This is a genomic window from Rufibacter sp. LB8 (assembly GCF_014876185.1).
Lineage (GTDB): Bacteria > Bacteroidota > Bacteroidia > Cytophagales > Hymenobacteraceae > Nibribacter.
Genome location: NZ_JADALJ010000001.1, coordinates 3899495 through 3915971, shown reverse-complemented (window position 1 = coordinate 3915971; position 16477 = coordinate 3899495). Strand labels below are relative to the sequence as shown.

Annotated in this window: 15 protein-coding genes; 6 read left to right on the top strand and 9 right to left on the bottom strand. The window is 52.1% G+C overall.

The window, feature by feature from the left end:
* Positions 1-99: 99 nt before the first annotated feature.
* The 9 genes from IMY23_RS16330 to IMY23_RS16290 form a co-directional block, all read right to left on the bottom strand.
* Positions 100-534, bottom strand: coding sequence for a hypothetical protein (locus tag IMY23_RS16330; RefSeq protein WP_192823110.1), 435 nt, complete (start codon positions 532-534; stop codon positions 100-102).
* Positions 535-633: 99 nt separating this feature from the next.
* Positions 634-1977: an NADH-quinone oxidoreductase subunit NuoF gene (gene nuoF, locus IMY23_RS16325; RefSeq protein WP_192823109.1), complete on the bottom strand. Its 1344-nt coding sequence runs from the start codon at positions 1975-1977 to the stop codon at positions 634-636.
* On the bottom strand, positions 1959-2498 hold the full coding sequence (gene nuoE, locus IMY23_RS16320) for an NAD(P)H-dependent oxidoreductase subunit E (RefSeq protein WP_192823108.1): 540 nt from the start codon (positions 2496-2498) through the stop codon (positions 1959-1961). The genes nuoF and nuoE overlap by 19 nt, the downstream gene beginning before the upstream one ends.
* A 36-nt stretch (positions 2499-2534) precedes the next feature.
* Positions 2535-2894: a DUF86 domain-containing protein gene (locus IMY23_RS16315; protein ID WP_192823107.1), complete on the bottom strand. Its 360-nt coding sequence runs from the start codon at positions 2892-2894 to the stop codon at positions 2535-2537.
* A complete protein-coding gene (locus IMY23_RS16310; RefSeq protein ID WP_192823106.1) occupies positions 2884-3177 on the bottom strand; it encodes a nucleotidyltransferase family protein in 294 nt (97 codons plus the stop codon). Before IMY23_RS16310 ends, IMY23_RS16315 begins: the two co-directional genes overlap by 11 nt.
* A 9-nt stretch (positions 3178-3186) precedes the next feature.
* Positions 3187-4401 (bottom strand): NADH dehydrogenase (quinone) subunit D, encoded by a 1215-nt coding sequence (nuoD, locus tag IMY23_RS16305; protein WP_192823105.1) that lies wholly within the window; start codon positions 4399-4401, stop codon positions 3187-3189.
* 72 nt (positions 4402-4473) lie between these two features.
* Complete coding sequence (locus IMY23_RS16300) at positions 4474-4980, bottom strand: NADH-quinone oxidoreductase subunit C (RefSeq protein ID WP_192823104.1); 507 nt, start codon at positions 4978-4980, stop codon at positions 4474-4476.
* Positions 4981-4983: 3 nt separating this feature from the next.
* A complete protein-coding gene (locus IMY23_RS16295) occupies positions 4984-5538 on the bottom strand; it encodes an NADH-quinone oxidoreductase subunit B (RefSeq protein WP_192823103.1) in 555 nt (184 codons plus the stop codon).
* A gap of 103 nt (positions 5539-5641) precedes the next feature.
* Positions 5642-6025 (bottom strand): NADH-quinone oxidoreductase subunit A, encoded by a 384-nt coding sequence (locus IMY23_RS16290; RefSeq protein WP_192823102.1) that lies wholly within the window; start codon positions 6023-6025, stop codon positions 5642-5644.
* Between the two features lie 445 nt (positions 6026-6470).
* Between IMY23_RS16290 and IMY23_RS16285 the strand changes: the two genes are divergently transcribed.
* The 6 genes from IMY23_RS16285 (at position 6471) to IMY23_RS16260 (ending at position 16311) form a co-directional block, all read left to right on the top strand.
* Positions 6471-7025 (top strand): hypothetical protein, encoded by a 555-nt coding sequence (locus tag IMY23_RS16285; RefSeq protein ID WP_192823101.1) that lies wholly within the window; start codon positions 6471-6473, stop codon positions 7023-7025.
* 248 nt (positions 7026-7273) lie between these two features.
* Positions 7274-7720 carry a nucleoside deaminase gene (locus tag IMY23_RS16280; protein WP_370589881.1) on the top strand — a complete coding sequence of 149 codons (447 nt, stop codon included), beginning with the start codon at positions 7274-7276 and terminating at the stop codon, positions 7718-7720.
* Positions 7721-7788: 68 nt separating this feature from the next.
* Positions 7789-8400, top strand: coding sequence for a superoxide dismutase (locus tag IMY23_RS16275; protein ID WP_192823100.1), 612 nt, complete (start codon positions 7789-7791; stop codon positions 8398-8400).
* A 402-nt stretch (positions 8401-8802) separates the two neighbouring features.
* Positions 8803-11280, top strand: a complete 2478-nt coding sequence (locus IMY23_RS16270) for a DUF2339 domain-containing protein (protein WP_192823099.1) — start codon at positions 8803-8805, stop codon at positions 11278-11280.
* On the top strand, positions 11270-12511 hold the full coding sequence (locus IMY23_RS16265) for a DUF3999 family protein (RefSeq protein ID WP_192823098.1): 1242 nt from the start codon (positions 11270-11272) through the stop codon (positions 12509-12511). Before IMY23_RS16270 ends, IMY23_RS16265 begins: the two co-directional genes overlap by 11 nt.
* Before the next feature lie 611 nt (positions 12512-13122).
* Positions 13123-16311 (top strand): glycosyl hydrolase, encoded by a 3189-nt coding sequence (locus tag IMY23_RS16260; protein WP_192823097.1) that lies wholly within the window; start codon positions 13123-13125, stop codon positions 16309-16311.
* Positions 16312-16477 lie beyond the last annotated feature (166 nt).

Sequence of the window (16477 nt, the reverse complement as noted above, 5' to 3'; positions counted from 1 at the left end):
GGTTGTCAATTGCTTGCCGCGCAACAAATGGCTGTTTATTTGTATTTCTGTTTTTGGCTCTGTTTCGGAAAACGAGGCCAAAAACGGCTTTTTATATTTTTATCCCTGATGAAAAAGCTTCCTCACATTTTCAGTTAAGACAAGTCTTTCCGTGGCTGCACTTCCAAAAATTCTTTGCCAAAATGACTTTGACTTTTGGTCAATCTGAATTATTTCAAACATCTCCTGTCCCGCTAAGGACACAGGGTACAACACCTTAGTTGCCCATTGTGTTGAAGCAGCTAAAGTTGGACCAACTTCACAATTTAGCTTTTCGCTTAACTGTGTCCAAAACCCCATTTCCTTCACAGCCTCGTTAGGAGCTTGCCACCATTCATTTTCTTTTTCTGCAAAGACAAAAAAATAATCTGGCTCCCAAGGGCCATTCGCCGTGGTATCCTCCCCAATGAATTTAATCTTGCCTATATCCATAACCCACTTATTCCTAGGGTCCATTTCATATATGACTTGATTTGCTTCAATGGTTAACTTCATTCAGCAAGAAGTTTATGTTCACAATCACCTCAGAAACGATACCTCTAAGTTTCTGTTTTTGGCTTCATTTCTGAAAACGAGGCCGAAAACGCAATTCAATTAAGCCAGCACCGATGCTTCTTTGCGGAACACCGCGCCTGGAGCCGTGGCTTCTTGCGGATATTTCACATGCCACTCAAATTCATCTCTGAAGTGCAACACAGCGGCAGAAACCGGCCAAGCTGCAGCGTCTCCCAACGGACAGATGGTATTTCCTTCTATCTGCTTAGCAACGCTCACGAGCAGGTCAATGTCATGCATGTGGCCATGACCGTGTTCAATGCGGTGCAAGACTTTCTCCATCCAGCCGGTTCCCTCACGGCAAGGGCTGCATTGGCCGCAGGACTCGTGGTGGTAGAAACGGGCGAGGGTCCAGGTATGGCGCACAATACAGGCATGGTCATCCAGCACGAAGAATCCGCCGGAGCCCAGCATGGTACCCGTGGCAAAACCTCCGTCCGACAACGACTCGTAAGTCATTAATCTGTCTTCGTCGGCAGCGGTTTTCAGGATTAAATCTTTGGGCAGAATTGGAACCGAGGAACCTCCGGCAATCACCGCTTTCATGTCACGGCCTTTCCAGATACCACCGCAGTACTCGTCTGAATAAATGAATTCATCAACGGTTACGCCTAGTTCAATCTCGTACACACCGGGCTTGTTGATGTTCCCGCCCGCCGAAATCAGTTTGGTGCCCGCGCTGCGCCCAACGCCAATCTTGGCATATTCAGCGGCGGTGTTGTTCACAATCCACGGCACGGTGGCAATGGACTCCACGTTGTTTACCACGGTTGGGCAACCGTAAAGGCCCCACACCGCCGGGAACGGAGGTTTGTTACGCGGGTTTCCGCGCTTGCCTTCCAGAGATTCCAGCAGGGCTGTTTCCTCGCCGCAAATGTACGCGCCCCCACCGGGGTGCACGTGCAAATCCAAAGAATAACCGCTGCCCAGGATGTTTTCACCTAAGAAACCGTTGGCGTAGGCTTCCGCAATGGCTTTCTCCAAAATGCGAAGCACGTACAACAACTCGCCTCTTATATAAATATAAGACGTGCGGGCACCCAGCGCGAACGAAGACGTGATCATGCCTTCAATCAAAAGGTGCGGCAGTTTCTCCATCAGGTACCGGTCTTTGAACGTTCCGGGCTCTGATTCATCGGCGTTGCAGACTAAATAGCGGGGCTTTCCTTCAGGCTTGGCCAAAAAGCTCCACTTCATACCGGTCGGGAAACCAGCACCACCCCGGCCACGCAGGCCAGAGGCTTTCACTTCTTCCACCACTTCCTCGGGGGTCATGGTTTTCAAAGCCTTCTCTACCGAGGCGTAGCCGCCGTGCTTGCGGTACACGTCAAAGGTATGGATGCCCTCAACGTTGATATGTTCAGTTAGTAATTTTCTTCCCATGGTTTCCTTACGGTTAAGGCTTTCAGGTCTTCCAGCAGTTGGTCAGCGCTAGCGGGGTCCAGGTTTTCGTAGAATTGCTCGCGTACTTGCAGCATAGGGCCAGTTCCGCAAGAAGCCAGGCATTCCACGGTTTTCAGGGTGAAGTTGCCGTCGGCGGAGGTCTCCCCTACTTTGCAGCCTAGGCGGTTCTCCAGGTGCTCAATCAGTTGGTCAGAGCCACGCAGCATGCAAGGGCCCGTGCGGCAAACCTCCAGCACGTGCTTGCCTACCGGCTTCAAGTTGAACATGGTATAGAAGGTAGCCACCTCGTACACCTCAATAGGCTGTATGTTCAGGATTTCAGCCACCTTATCCATTACCTCTGGGCTCACCCACCCCCCAAACTCCGCTTGCGCGATGTGCAGGATAGGCAAAATAGCCGACTTCTGACGGTCAGCCGGATAATGGGACAAGTAGCGCCGGATTTCGGCCATGGCCCCTTCAGAGAACTCTACTTTGTTGATACTTGCTGTTTGCTCCATGTACTTATTTGCTCCTAATGCCCTTTCCAGGGAACATTATGCTGGATTATTCTTCAATGCTGTTATTGCTTGGGCAATTACTTGCTTCAATTCCGGCAGGTTGTTCTCAATGATTTGCCACACCAACCGGTCACTTACTTTATAATATTCATGCACCATCAGATTCCGGAACGCTTTCACGTTGCGCCAATCAATGGATGCGTGTTCTGCTTTCACCTCTTCAGAAAGATGGCCAACTGCCTCTCCAATTATCTCAAAGCACTTCACGCAGGCCAACACCATCATGCGGTTCTCTGAGAAAGTTTCAAAGGTAGTTCCTTTGGTGAAATCCTCAATCTCAGAGATAGCATCTGTTATATGTTGAAGCCGTTGTAAGTCTCCCAGCTTATTTCGCATAAATAAGCTTTTTGTCTTTTTCTATAAAAGGCTGCAGATGGCGTGACACTCCGTCTGAGGGCACTACATCTACTTTTCGTTTCAATATCTTCTGCAAATCCTGGTGCATTCCGAAGAACTGGTACCCAATCTTTGCCGAATAATCTAAATCAACCAATAAATCAATGTCACTATCGGCATCTGCCTCGCCCCGCGCATAAGACCCGAACAAGTAGGCATTCAACACGGGCTGACTTTTAAAGTACTCCCGAATCTCTTGCAGTTCCTGTTCTGTCAATTGCATGGCTACAACTTAAGCGTCTAGTTCCCCTGCAATCACGTTCATGCTGGACAGAATCACGATGGCATCTGACAACTGCGTGCCTACCACCATTTCTGGATAGGCCTGGTAATAAATGAAGCAAGGTCTCCGGAAGTGCAGACGGTACGGCGTACGGCCACCGTCAGATACTAGGTAGAAACCAAGCTCGCCGTTTCCGCCTTCCACCGCATGGTACACCTCACCTACCGGCGCGTCAATCTCACCCATCACAATCTTGAAGTGGTAGATAAGCGCTTCCATGTTGCGGTACACCTCTTGCTTTGGTGGCAAGTAAAACTCTGGCGCATCCGCGTGGAAAGGGCCTTCGGGAAGGTTGTCCATGGCTTGCTGAATGATTCGCAAGCTCTGCCAGATTTCCTCGTTACGGACCATGAAGCGGTCATACGTATCGCCCTTGGTGCCTACCGGAATCTCAAAATCGAAGTCTTGGTAAGAAGAATAAGGGTTCATTACGCGTACGTCATAGTCCACCCCGGCGGCTCTAAGGTTAGGGCCGGTGAAACCGTAGTTCAAGGCACGCTCGGCGGTGATAGGGCCTACGTTCTCCACGCGGTCAATGAAGATGCGGTTGCGGTTGAACATGGCCTCAAATTCACGCATTACCTTGGGGAAGTCACGCAGGAAATCTCTGATTTTCTGAATGGCAATAGGAGACAAATCACGCTCCATGCCACCTACGCGGCCCATGTTGGTAGTTAAGCGGGCACCGCAAATTTCCTCGTAGATTTCGTAGATTTTCTCTCTTTCTTGGAACACATACAAGAAGCCGGTAAAAGCACCGGTATCTACCCCAAGAATAGAGTTACAGATCAAGTGGTCGGCAATACGGGCCAGTTCCATCACAATCACCCTGATGTATTCAGCACGTTTTGGCACCGTCACACCCAGCAATTTCTCTACCGTCATCCACCAGCCCATGTTGTTGATGGGCGAGGAGCAGTAGTTCATGCGGTCGGTGAGCGGGGTGATTTGGTAGAAGTTGCGGCGCTCGGCAATTTTCTCAAACGCGCGGTGAATGTACCCAATGGTGGGCACGCCCGACACAATCTTCTCGCCATCCATTTGCAGGATGTTCTGGAAGATGCCGTGCGTGGCCGGGTGCGTAGGTCCTAGATTCAGGGTGGTGAGCTCCTGCATGTAGGAATCTGGGGTCACTATCTGCGTATTCTGTTTGGCTAACTCCATGGTGGCTGTTAGTAGTATAAGCAGAAACCCCGGCGGCTGGTTTAGCGCCAGCCGTGGGGGTTTCCCTGTTTTTTATCTTCCGAAGAAGGTGTTAATCTTGTCTTCGCGGGTTTGGTCTTCCAGCGGGAACTCCTTGCGCATCGGGAACGCCTCCATCTCCTCCACATTCAGAATGCGAATCAAGTTAGGGTGCCCCTCAAACCGGATGCCGTAGAAATCAAAGGTCTCGCGCTCCATCCAGTTGGCGGTTTGGTACAGTTCGGTGGCCGTCGGCACCACGGCATCATCTTCAGGGAAGAAAATTTTGATCCGCAGCCGAAGGTTGTTCTGCAAGCTGTGCACGTGGTACACCACGCCCAATTCCTGTCCTTTGTTGTCTGGGAAGTGCATGCCGCAAAGAGTGGTCAGAAACTGCATCTGCAGCAGATCATCTTCATACAGCGCCTGCAGCATAGGAATGATGTTCTCCCGCGTGGTGGTAACGGTGACTAGCCCGTACGGCTCCTGAATATCAAACACCTGCTCGCCAAACTTCTCCTGAAGCCTGGCAACCAGCTGCTCATTAGTTATCTCGGCCATGCCTTATTTAATGTTGTAAGAACTTAAAAGCGCTTCGTATTCTGGGGAGTTGCGGCGGCGCAAAGACTCGTTTTCGGCCAAATCCTGAATCCGCATAAGGCCGTCCAGAATCTGCTCAGGACGTGGCGGGCAACCGGGCACATACACGTCAACCGGAATAATGCGGTCAATACCCTGCAACACGCTGTACGAGTCAAAAATACCACCAGAAGTGGCACAGGCGCCTACGGCAATCACCCAGCGCGGCTCGGCCATCTGCTCGTACACCTGCTTCACCACCGGACCCATTTTCTTGGCGATAGTACCCATCACCATCAGCAAATCTGCCTGACGTGGCGAGAAGCTGGGGCGCTCAGACCCGAAACGGGAGATGTCATAGTGCGCACCCATAGTGGCCATGTACTCAATACCGCAGCAAGAGGTAGCAAACGGCAAGGGCCAAAGCGAGTGCTTGCGGGCCAGACCTACTACTTTCTCCAGGGAAGTGGCAAAGAAACCAGACCCCTCCACCCCTTCTGGGGCATTCACCGTGGTTATATCAGTTTTGTTATCGGTCATGTTCGTTTTCGCTTGTATTTCAGAAATAGAGGCCAAAATCGCCTTTTTCCTGAACAAACCTCAGCCTATAAAAGTTTGCCGCCTTCTGCGGAAAAATCTAATTCTACTCCCACTTCAAAACACCCTTTTTAATCACGTAATAGAACCCGATTAAAAGGGTGGCCATGAACAGCAGCATCCAGATAAAGCCGTCTAAACCCATTGCCCTGAAGTTTACCGCCCAAGGGTACAGGAAGATAATCTCCACATCAAAAAGTACAAACAGAATGGCAATCAGGAAGTATTTGATGGAAATAGGCACGCGGGCATCGCCTTTAGATTCAATCCCGCATTCCCAGGAGGCGTTTTTCACGGCACTCTTGCGTTTGGGGCCAATCAAGTGGGTCACGGTCATGGCGAAAATCACAAAGCCCAGGGCCGCCGCGAACTGAATCACGATGGGCAGCCAATCTGCGGGCACATATTGAGGGGTTACGGTAGGTTCCATAGTAGTAACTATACAAATTCGTGCAAAATTAGACAACTCTGCCTAAGATTCAAAGGTAAAAAACAGGTAATAGCGGCAATTGGTTAGAACCGCCTGAGAAACGAGCAGGTCAGTTGCCATTTTATTATTTTAACTAACAGACCACGATGTAGTTTAAAAAAAACTAAAAAATAGTAGCATTTAAGATAATTATTAATAAAATTTAGGCAACTAATGCACTAAGTGCTTTTACTACTAACGCCCACAGGCCGCGCCTGTTGCCTATAACATTTAATAGTAAGTTTTCTTCAACCCTAGATAAAAGCCCGGTTACCTTAGCCGGGCTTTTTCTACGCCCGTGGTTTGCTTGCGCCAGACCCGCCTAAACCCGTACCTTTGCCGCTTACCGTTCATTCTGGCTTAGTATTTGCCTTGGCTGGCGGGTACCTGTTTGCTAATTATCCTTATGAAAAGTAAATTCCTTTTAGTAGTGCTGCTGTTGCTTCCGGGCTTTATGGCTTTTGCCCCGCCCAAACTCAAAAAAGTGACGGTGGCCAAGAACATCACGCTTTCCATTCCGCAGACCTTTGAGATCATGCCCGACGATGGCATTGCCCGCGAATACCCGGCCGCCCGCAAACCGCTGGGCGTGTACACCAGCCCAGACGGCCAGGTGGACATCAGCGTGAACCAGCGCCCCAGCACCTTCCCCACCAACGACATTGCCGTACTCAAAGACTTTTACAAGGCTTCTATTCAGCGCATGTTCACCGAAGTGCAGTTCTTAACTGAAGGAAAACAAACCATCAACGGGCGGGAGTACTTGGTCTATGAATTTGTGTCTACCGTGCGTGATGAGCGCAAATCCCGCAATCTGGCCCCGGTACGCAAATACACCATGATCCAGTACACGTTTCTGAAAGACCAGATGGTGATCTTCAGTTTCAACGCCCCAGTGGCCTTGCAGAAAGAATGGCAAGCCACCGCCCAGGCCGTAATGGCCAGCGCGAATGTGAAATAGACACCTCACCCCCGGCCCCTCTCCCACGGAGAGGGGAGCTCTGTCTTTCCGTTTTCGGCCTGTTTGAGTAAAACAGCCTGAAAACACATCTGCTTTAAAGTCCCTCTCCGCGGGAGAGGGATTTAGGGTGAGGTAATTCCGTTTTCGGGCTCATTTTCAGAAATGAAGCCGAAAACGTATTTTGTAACATTGCAGCACGGGTGGCAGTTATATATTGCTACCCGTTTTCTATTTAACCCAAACCAACCGTGCTCAGCATTCATTCAGACGAACATTTCATGCGCGAAGCCTACAAACAGGCCTTGTACGCCCAGGAAGAAGGCGAAATCCCGATTGGGGCCGTGGTGGTGTGCAACAACAAAATCATCGCGCGCGCCTACAACCAAACCGAAAAACTGAATGACGTAACGGCGCACGCCGAAATGCTGGCCTTCACCGCCGCCGCCAACCACTTGGGCAACAAATACCTGCATGATTGCACCTTGTACGTGACCGTGGAACCCTGCGTAATGTGCGCCGGCGCGAGTTATTGGTCTCAATTAAAACGCGTAGTATACGCCACCGCCGACGAGAAACGCGGCTACCGCAGAACCGGCGTGAACCTGCTCCATCCTAAGACGGAGTTGGTCACCGGCATTCTGGCGCACGAGTGCGGGCAATTGATGACCGAGTTTTTTCGCTCCAAAAGAATTTAGTTTATCTTTGGCCCGTTCCGTATATAAAACAGAACCTAGTATTTTCTAACCTAAAACACATAAAAACTATGGCATTTGAACTTCCGCAACTTCCGTATGCGTATGATGCGCTTGAGCCGCACATTGACCGTCAGACCATGGAAATCCACCATACCAAGCACCACCAGGCCTACACGACCAACTTGAACAACGCCATTGCCGGCACTGAGAAAGAAGGTCAGTCTATTGAGGAAATCCTGCGTGACGCGGCTAAAACCCCGGCCATCAGAAACAACGGCGGCGGCTTTTACAACCACAACCTGTTCTGGACTATCTTGGCCCCCAACGGCGGCGGCAACCCCACCGGCCCCGTGGCCGATGCCATTGAAAGAGCCTTCGGTTCTTATGAAGGCTTCAAAGAGGAATTCACCAAGGCCGCTACCACCCGATTCGGGTCTGGCTGGGCCTGGCTGTGCGCCGTGGAAGGTGGTTCTGTGCAGATCTGCTCTACCGCCAACCAAGACAACCCTTTGATGGAAGGCGTTGATTCATGCGGTGGTGTTCCCATCTTGGGTCTTGACGTATGGGAGCACGCATATTACCTCAACTACCAGAACCGCAGACCAGAATACATCACCGCGTTTTTCAACCTGATTAACTGGGATGAAGTAAACCGTCGCTTCGCGGAAGCCAACGGATAATCTGACTTAATCTTATTTATGGGAAAGGCCTCACTGTTATGGTGAGGCCTTTTTTCGTGCTCTTTTTTTTAAAAAGCCTTCTAAAATATTTTATCAGCGCATATCGTCCCCCTTTGAAGGGGGTAGGGGGATGACAAGGCCGGTTGAAGAACTGATGGCAATGCTCAAGGTGAATGGGAAATGATTCTCGGAAATGCAGATTATCAGCAAAAGTTAATCATCCTCCTACCCCCTTCAAAGGGGGACGATATGCGTGAAATCAATTTCCGTTTTTGCCCTCATTTCTGGAAACGAAGCCAAAAACGGGAATCGCTCTGCACACACGCATGACAACTCCTACCGCCAACCGCACTGTTTTACCAGATAAAATAGTAATATAGGGGCTAGACAATAAAGGCCTCTATGGAAATTTTGCTGCTGTTAGTGTTGGTGGTAGTGGTACTCTGGTTCGGGAGTAGAATCTCAAACCAATTACTGGCGAACCGCGCTGATCTGCGCCACATGCAGGAAGATCTGGTGCGCCTGCGCGAGCAATTAGACAAAGTCCCCGTGCGTCCCGCCCAGGATGCCGCAACTTTGGCCGCCCAGCGAGATGCCCGTGTAGCGCAAAAAATCGCCACAGAAGAAATCCCGGCTCCGCCGAAACCTGCGGCAGCGCCAACGCCCATACCAACTCCTACACCTCCGCCTGTGGCTACGCCGGTTTTTGAACTTCCGAAACCAAAGCCCAGTCCAGTTCCAGAACCAGTCCCGTCCATTGCGGCCTTCAGAGGAATTAAAGAAGAGCCTGTACAAACCGGGCCAGAACCAGAAAAATCGCCTTCGTTCTTCTCACAAAAACTGGACTGGGAGAAGTTCATAGGGGAGAACCTGATCAACAAGTTGGGGATCGCCATTCTGGTACTGGGCATTGGGTTCTTCGTGAAATACGCCATTGACCAAGATTGGATCAACGAAATTGGACGCGTGGCCATTGGCTTGCTGGCCGGTGGCGCGCTGATGGGCGTGGCGCATTACCTCCGGAAAAACTACGCGGCGTTCAGTTCGGTGCTGGTGGGCGGCGGCTTGGCGGTGCTGTATTTTACCATCGCCATTGCGTTTCATGAATACCAGATTTTCAGTCAGACGGTGGCGTTCCTGATTATGGTGGTCATTACAGGCTTCACCATCTTTCTGAGCATTGCCTATGATAGGATTGAGCTGGCGGTACTGGCCTTGATAGGTGGCTTCGGGAGCCCGTTCATGGTGAGCACCGGCGAAGGAAATTACGTAGTGCTCTTCGTCTTTATTTTGGTCTTGAACGTGGGCATTCTAGTGCTGGCGTATTTCAAGAAGTGGCCGCTGCTCAACTTCATTGCCTACGTTTTCACCATTATTTTATTTGGCGGATGGCTGTATAGCCGCGTGCTGGATGCTCCCAATCCGCCGTATTTGGGTGCGCTGCTGTTCGCCACGCTCTTCTACCTGGTGTTCTTTCTGATGACCATTCTCTACAATGTAAAGGAGCGGCAGCGGTTCACGGCTCCGGAGATTCTGATGCTGCTGAGCAACACGTTTCTGTACTACGCGGCGGGCATGTATGTGCTCCAGCACGTGGCCGAGGGCGCGTACCAAGGTATGTTCACCATAGCGCTGGGCGTGTTCAACTTCGGGTTTGCGTATGCCCTGTACCGCTCTGACCGCGTGGACAAAAACCTGGTGTACCTGCTGATTGGGCTGGTGCTCACGTTCCTGAGTTTGTCGGCGCCGGTGCAGTTGGAGGGCAATTACATCACGCTTTTCTGGGCGTTGGAGGCGGTGCTGTTGCTCTGGCTCTCGCAGAAATCGGGAATTCAATTATTGAAATTCGCGTCTATGTTGGTGCTGTCCTTAATGATGGTGTCCTTAATTATGGACTGGATGGAATACACCATCACCCGTGAAGCCCTCACCCCAGCGCTGAACAAGTTGTTTGTGACGGGCGTGGTGGCGGTGGCTTCTTTGGCGGGCACCTGGTATCTATTGGGCAGAGAAAGTGCACAAGAAGCAGAACCCACTTCCTTTCAAAAAACCTACCGAACCATTGTGGGCATTGTGTTGGTGGCGCTGTTGTACTTGGTGCTTTTGCTGGAATTGCAACACCAGCTGGACCATTCCGCGCTGAGTGAAAACACGCAAACTTTGCTGCTGGGCTTCTACCGCTTTGCCTACCTGTTGGGGTTATTGCTCTGGAGCAGACGCCTCACAGATTTGGGCTATCACAATGTACTATTGGCGCTTTCGCTGGCGGCGGTGCTCCAATACGCGTTCCACTTGAATCCGGCGGCCACCTTCCTGAGAGATAGTTACCTGTTTGACCGCACCGAGACCTTTGGGGCTTTCGCAACGCATTACCTGCCCTTGCTGGCTTTGCTGGGGGTGCTGGCCGTGGTGGTGAGCCAGGTGCAACAGCGGTTTGGTTGGGGAGGCAAGATGGGCACCGTCACACTTTGGTTGGTGAGCGCGGCACTTGTGTTTCTGGCCAGCGCCGAACTGGAACATACCTGGCTCTTGAAATCACAGCCGTTGGAAAAGGATTTGTACCGGTCCCTGCGCCACATCCGCAACATCGGGTTTCCTATCCTCTGGGGGCTGAGCTCGTTTGTGTTAATGCTGCTGGGCATGTCTAAGAAACTGAAGACGCTGCGCATCATTTCGCTCACGCTGTTTTTTCTCACGCTGCTCAAGCTCTTTATTTTTGACATCAGAGACATGTCTGAAGGCGGAAAGATTGCGGCTTTCATTTGCCTGGGTGTGCTGTTGCTGGTGATTTCGTTTATGTACCAGAAGCTGAAAAACCTTATCTTGGTAGATGATGCCGCCCCCAAAGAAGATACGTTGCCGCTTTCTGATGAAAAATAAACTACTGCTCTTTCTCGGATTGCTGCTGGTCGCTGCTACCGTACAGGCGCAGGACTTCGGTTGGCAAGCGCAATTGGCCCCGGTGGCGCAGCCGGGGTATCATCGCATTTTGCTTTCGCCAGAGGTGACGGGCCGTTTACAAGCCACCCTAGCCGATGTGCGTTTGCTGGATGCCAAGGGTCAGACGGTGCCGTATCTGCAGCGCGCCGAGCAGCCCGTGAATTACAAAACGCTGTTCAAACCCTACCAAATGCTGCGCTACACCCGGCAGCCGGGAGGCACGTCAGAACTGATTATCCATAACCCAGAGCAGCGCGCCATCAACAACATCAGCCTTTTAATTGGCAACGCCGAAGCCCGGAAAATGGTCTCCCTCAGTGGCTCAGATGACCAGCAGAATTGGTTTGTACTCAAGGAACAGGACGTGCTCTATGCCATCCAGAACACCCAGCGCACCGCCGAGGTCAAGCTCCTGGACTTCCCGCTCAGCAATTACCGTTATTTCCGGCTACAGCTCAACGACTCCAGCAGCGCCCCACTCAACATTCTCAAAGCCGGCTATTATGACACGTATTCTGAAGTCGGGAAATACACCCGCATTCCGGTTCAATCCTTCACCCGCACTGACAGCGCCAAAACCACGCACCTGACCCTTGCGTTCGCGCAGCCCGTGTACCCAGAGCAACTGGTGTTTTATGTGAGTGCACCTCATCTTTACCATAGAACCGGCAAAATTGTGCTGGGCCAGAAGAAAGTGTACGTCCGCAAAAAGCGCAAGCGTCGCAGAAGATCACACTTGGAGGAAATCTCCACCCCGCTCCTGCTCAGTTCCAACGCACCCGGCACCATCAATTTGCTGCGCACGCAGGTGACCAAACTACAAATCCAAATAGACAACGCCGACAACCCGCCGCTGCGCTTGGATTCTGTGCACATTCTCCAACTGAACCGCTACCTGGTGGCTGAACTGTCGCCTAACCAAACTTACACCTTAAAATTTGGCGATAAAGACGCCGATGCCCCAGACTTTGACTTAACTTATTTTCAGGATAGCATTCCGGCCAACATCCCAGTGGTGGGAATTCAGAAAGTCACCGCCTTGCGCGCACCTAAGGAAAAGGCCAACGGCACGGGTAGTAAGTTGTTGATCTGGGCCGCGCTGGCGGTTTTGGCGGTAGGTTTGGGCTTTATGACGTTCCGGTTACTGCGGGATATGGATAAGAAAAAGTAAGAAGAAGTAGCGTTTCCGGGCTCGTTTTTGGAAATGGGCCTGAAAACGATTTCCATTTTTTAACGCATTGAAGATAAACGTACGGACAGGTCGCGACCTGTCCAGAAAGCTGGCCACTTCTGGCAAACAAACTACGCGCAGATTCCTCACTTAAAGTGGGCGAAGGGGGATGTTCACACAGGTGAGCACGCATTTTGATTTTGTAGGGGCGTATCGCATACGCCCTTGCGGTGGCCTTGGCAATACCATTTCCACCATGTAAGAAACGGCTGCACCACAATGAAATGTTTAACCAGCAATGCGTGCGGGCGTATGCGATACGCCCCTACAACCAGCAGCGTTTGCTCGAATGTGTAAAAACCCTCTTCGCTCCCCTCAAAGAAAGAATCCGCATTGAATAAAGTCTTTCATAGCTAGAAACGAACAATTCCGTTTTCGGCCTCATTTTCAGAAATGAAGCCAAAAACAGAAACCAACCCAACTCCTAATTTCCAGTTTCGCCGCCATTTCAAAAATAGAGCCCGAAAACGCCCGGCACTTTCTGATTTCTTTCTTAAAATTCAGTAGCTTCCAACCCAGATTCCAACCTCACTACGCAAACAAACCAACCTATGCACTACCCTTTCCCGAAGCGGTTCCTGAAACAGTGGGCACCACTGCTGCTTGGCGGCTTGCTTCTATTGCCAGCCCCAGAAAGCCAGGCCCAGAAGAAAACCACCGCCAAATCCTCTAAAGGCAAAAACACCACGCAGGAAGTCTTCCCTGCCAAACTGTACAACGGCCTTACGTGGCGTTCCATTGGGCCTTACCGCGGCGGGCGCTCAGCAGCGGTGGCAGGCGTGCCGGGCAAGCCTAATCTGTACTATTTTGGGGCGACCGGCGGCGGCGTGTGGCGCACCAAAGACGGCGGCTCCAGCTGGGAGAATATCTCTGACAAGTTCTTCGGGGGTTCTATTGGCGCGGTGACCGTGAGCGAGGCCGACCCTAACGTGATTTATGTGGGCGAAGGCGAGAAAACCGTGCGCGGCAACGTGTCCTCAGGCTTCGGTATGTGGAAGTCGGTGGACGCGGGGCAGACCTGGCAATCCATCGGGCTAAAGGATTCCAAGCACATCACGCGGGTGCGGGTGCATCCCAAAGACGCCAACTTGGTGTACGCCTCGGTGCTGGGGAACATCTACGCGCCTAATGACACGCGCGGCATTTACCGCTCCAAAGACGGCGGCAAGAACTGGGAACGCGTGCTGCACGTGAACAATGAAGTGGGCATGGTGGACTTAATCATCGACCCCGTGAACCCACGCCATCTGTACGCCACCAGCTGGCGGTTGCAGCGCACGCCGTACAGCCTCAGCAGCGGCGGCCCTGGCTCCGGTATCTGGAAAAGCATTGACGGCGGCGACACCTGGAAAGAAATCTCCCGCAACAACGGCTTGCCGAAAGGCACGCTCGGCATCATAGGCATCACGGTGTCGCCGGTGAACAACCAGCGCGTGTGGGCCATGGTGGAAGCCGAAGACGGCGGGCTGTTCCGGTCGGAAGACGGTGGCCAGAATTGGACGAAGGTAAACGATGATAGAAGTCTGCGTCAGCGTGCCTGGTATTACACCCGCGTGTACGCTGACCCGCAGAACGAGAACGGCGTGTACGTGCTCAACGTGGGGCATCACCACTCTACTGATGGCGGCCGCACGTTCAGGAGTATCAGAACCCCGCACTCAGACCACCACGACCTCTGGATTGCGCCTGAAGACCCCAAGCGCATGATTCTAGCCGATGACGGCGGTGCCCAAGTGAGTTTTGACGGCGGCGAGAATTGGAGCACGCCGGACAATCAGCCTACTGGTCAGTTTTACCGCGTGGTGACAGACAACGCGTTCCCGTACCGCATTTATGGCGCGCAGCAAGACAACAGCGCCATCAGAATTGCCCACCGCACTACCTCTAGGAGCATCGGGATTCATGACTGGGAAGAAACCGCCGGTTCAGAAAGCGCGCACATCGCGGTGAACCCCGATGACCCCGAGATTGTGTACGGCGGAAACTACGGGGGCTTCATCGGTCGCATTGACCACAAAACCGGCTTCGAGCGCACCATCAACGTGTGGCCAGACAACCCCATGGGCCACGGCGCCGAAGGCATGAAATACCGCTTCCAGTGGAATTTCCCCATTTTCTTTTCGCCGCACACCTCTAGCCGCTTGTACACCACGTCTAACCACGTGCACGTGACCACCAACGAGGGCCAGAGCTGGCAAATCATCAGCCCAGATTTAACGCGCAATGACAAGAGTAAATTAGGCCCGTCGGGCGGGCCCATCACCAAGGACAACACCAGCGTGGAGTACTACGGCACCATCTTCGCGGCCATGGAATCTCCGGCGGAGGAAGGCGTGATTTGGGCTGGTTCAGACGATGGCTTGGTACACGTCACCCGTGACGCCGGCAAAACCTGGACGAACGTGACGCCTAAAAACCTGCCCGAGTGGAGCATGATTAACAGCGTGGACCCGCACCCAACCCAAAAAGGTGTGATGTACATGGCAGCCACACTCTACAAAACCGGCGACTTCCAACCGCTGTTGTTCAAAACCGCCGACTACGGAAAAACGTGGACTAAAATCACGAACGGCATCGCGCCTACACACTTCACCCGCGTAGTGCGTGTAGACCCTAAACGCGCTGGTTTGCTGTACGCTGGAACTGAGTATGGCATGTATGTGTCGTTCAATGATGGCGCTACGTGGCAACCGTTCCAGCTGAATATGCCGCAGGTGTCTGTCACCGATTTGACCATCAAGAATGACAACCTGATTGCCGCTACCCAAGGCCGTGGTTTCTGGCTGATAGATGACATCACGCCGCTGCACCAACTCAACGAGCAGGTAGCCAACAGCAAATTCCATCTCTACAAGCCGCTGGCCACCTACAAAATGAACGGCGGAAATGCGGCTAATACTAAACTAGAGGGCCAGAACCACCCGGGCGGCGTGATGATGCACTTCTACTTGCCTACTGCGCCAGATTCTACTTCTAAAATCGCGCTGGAGATTCTGCAGCAAGACGGCAAGCTGATCAAGAAGTACGAGAACTCCGCCAAGGAAAACGCCAGCAAACTGGAAGCAAAGGAAGGCATGAACCGGTTTGTCTGGAACATGAGTTATCCAGAGGCGTCTCGGTTTGAAGGCATGATTCTATGGGGTGGCGGCACCCAAGGCCCTAAAGCAGTACCGGGCACGTACAAAGCGCGCCTCACGGTGAATGGGCAGCCCCAAGAAACCACCTTTGAGATTCTGCAGGACCCGCGCAGCAAAACCCCAGCGGCAGATTTGCAGGCGCAGCATGCATTCCTCCTTTCGGTGCGCGACAAACTCACCGAAACACATGACGCCATCAGCAAAATACGCGAAGCCCGCACGCAAATCAACAGCGTGACCGCACGTTTCCAGGGCAAAGCTGAGATGAAAGACGTGCTGGAGGCGGCCAAAGCGCTGAACAAGAAAATGACCGAAGTGGAGGAAACGCTTTACCAAACCAAAAACCGCAGCGGCCAGGACCCGTTGAACTACCCCATCCGGTTGAACAACAAACTGGCCAACCTCGCCTCACAGGCCGGCGCCGGTGACTACCGCCCTACCGACCAGATGTATGCGTTCCAGAAAGAAGTAACCGCCCAGATTGACGAGCAGCTGCAGAAACTGAACCAGGTGTTCTCCACTGATTTACCGGCCCTAAACGCTTTGATCAAAACCAAAAACATAGATGCCATTCAGTTGAAGGAGAAGAAAGAGACGAAGTAATCTATTTCACGAATGCACGAAAAAACCCGTTACAGCAAAGTAACGGGTTTTTCTGTTTTTGGCCCCGTTTCCAGAAATGAGCCCGAAAACGCAAAAACCTATCACAAACCAAAAGTCCAGTCCCTTCTCCCTCTGGGAGAAGGTTAGGATGAGGGTGAATTGTTTG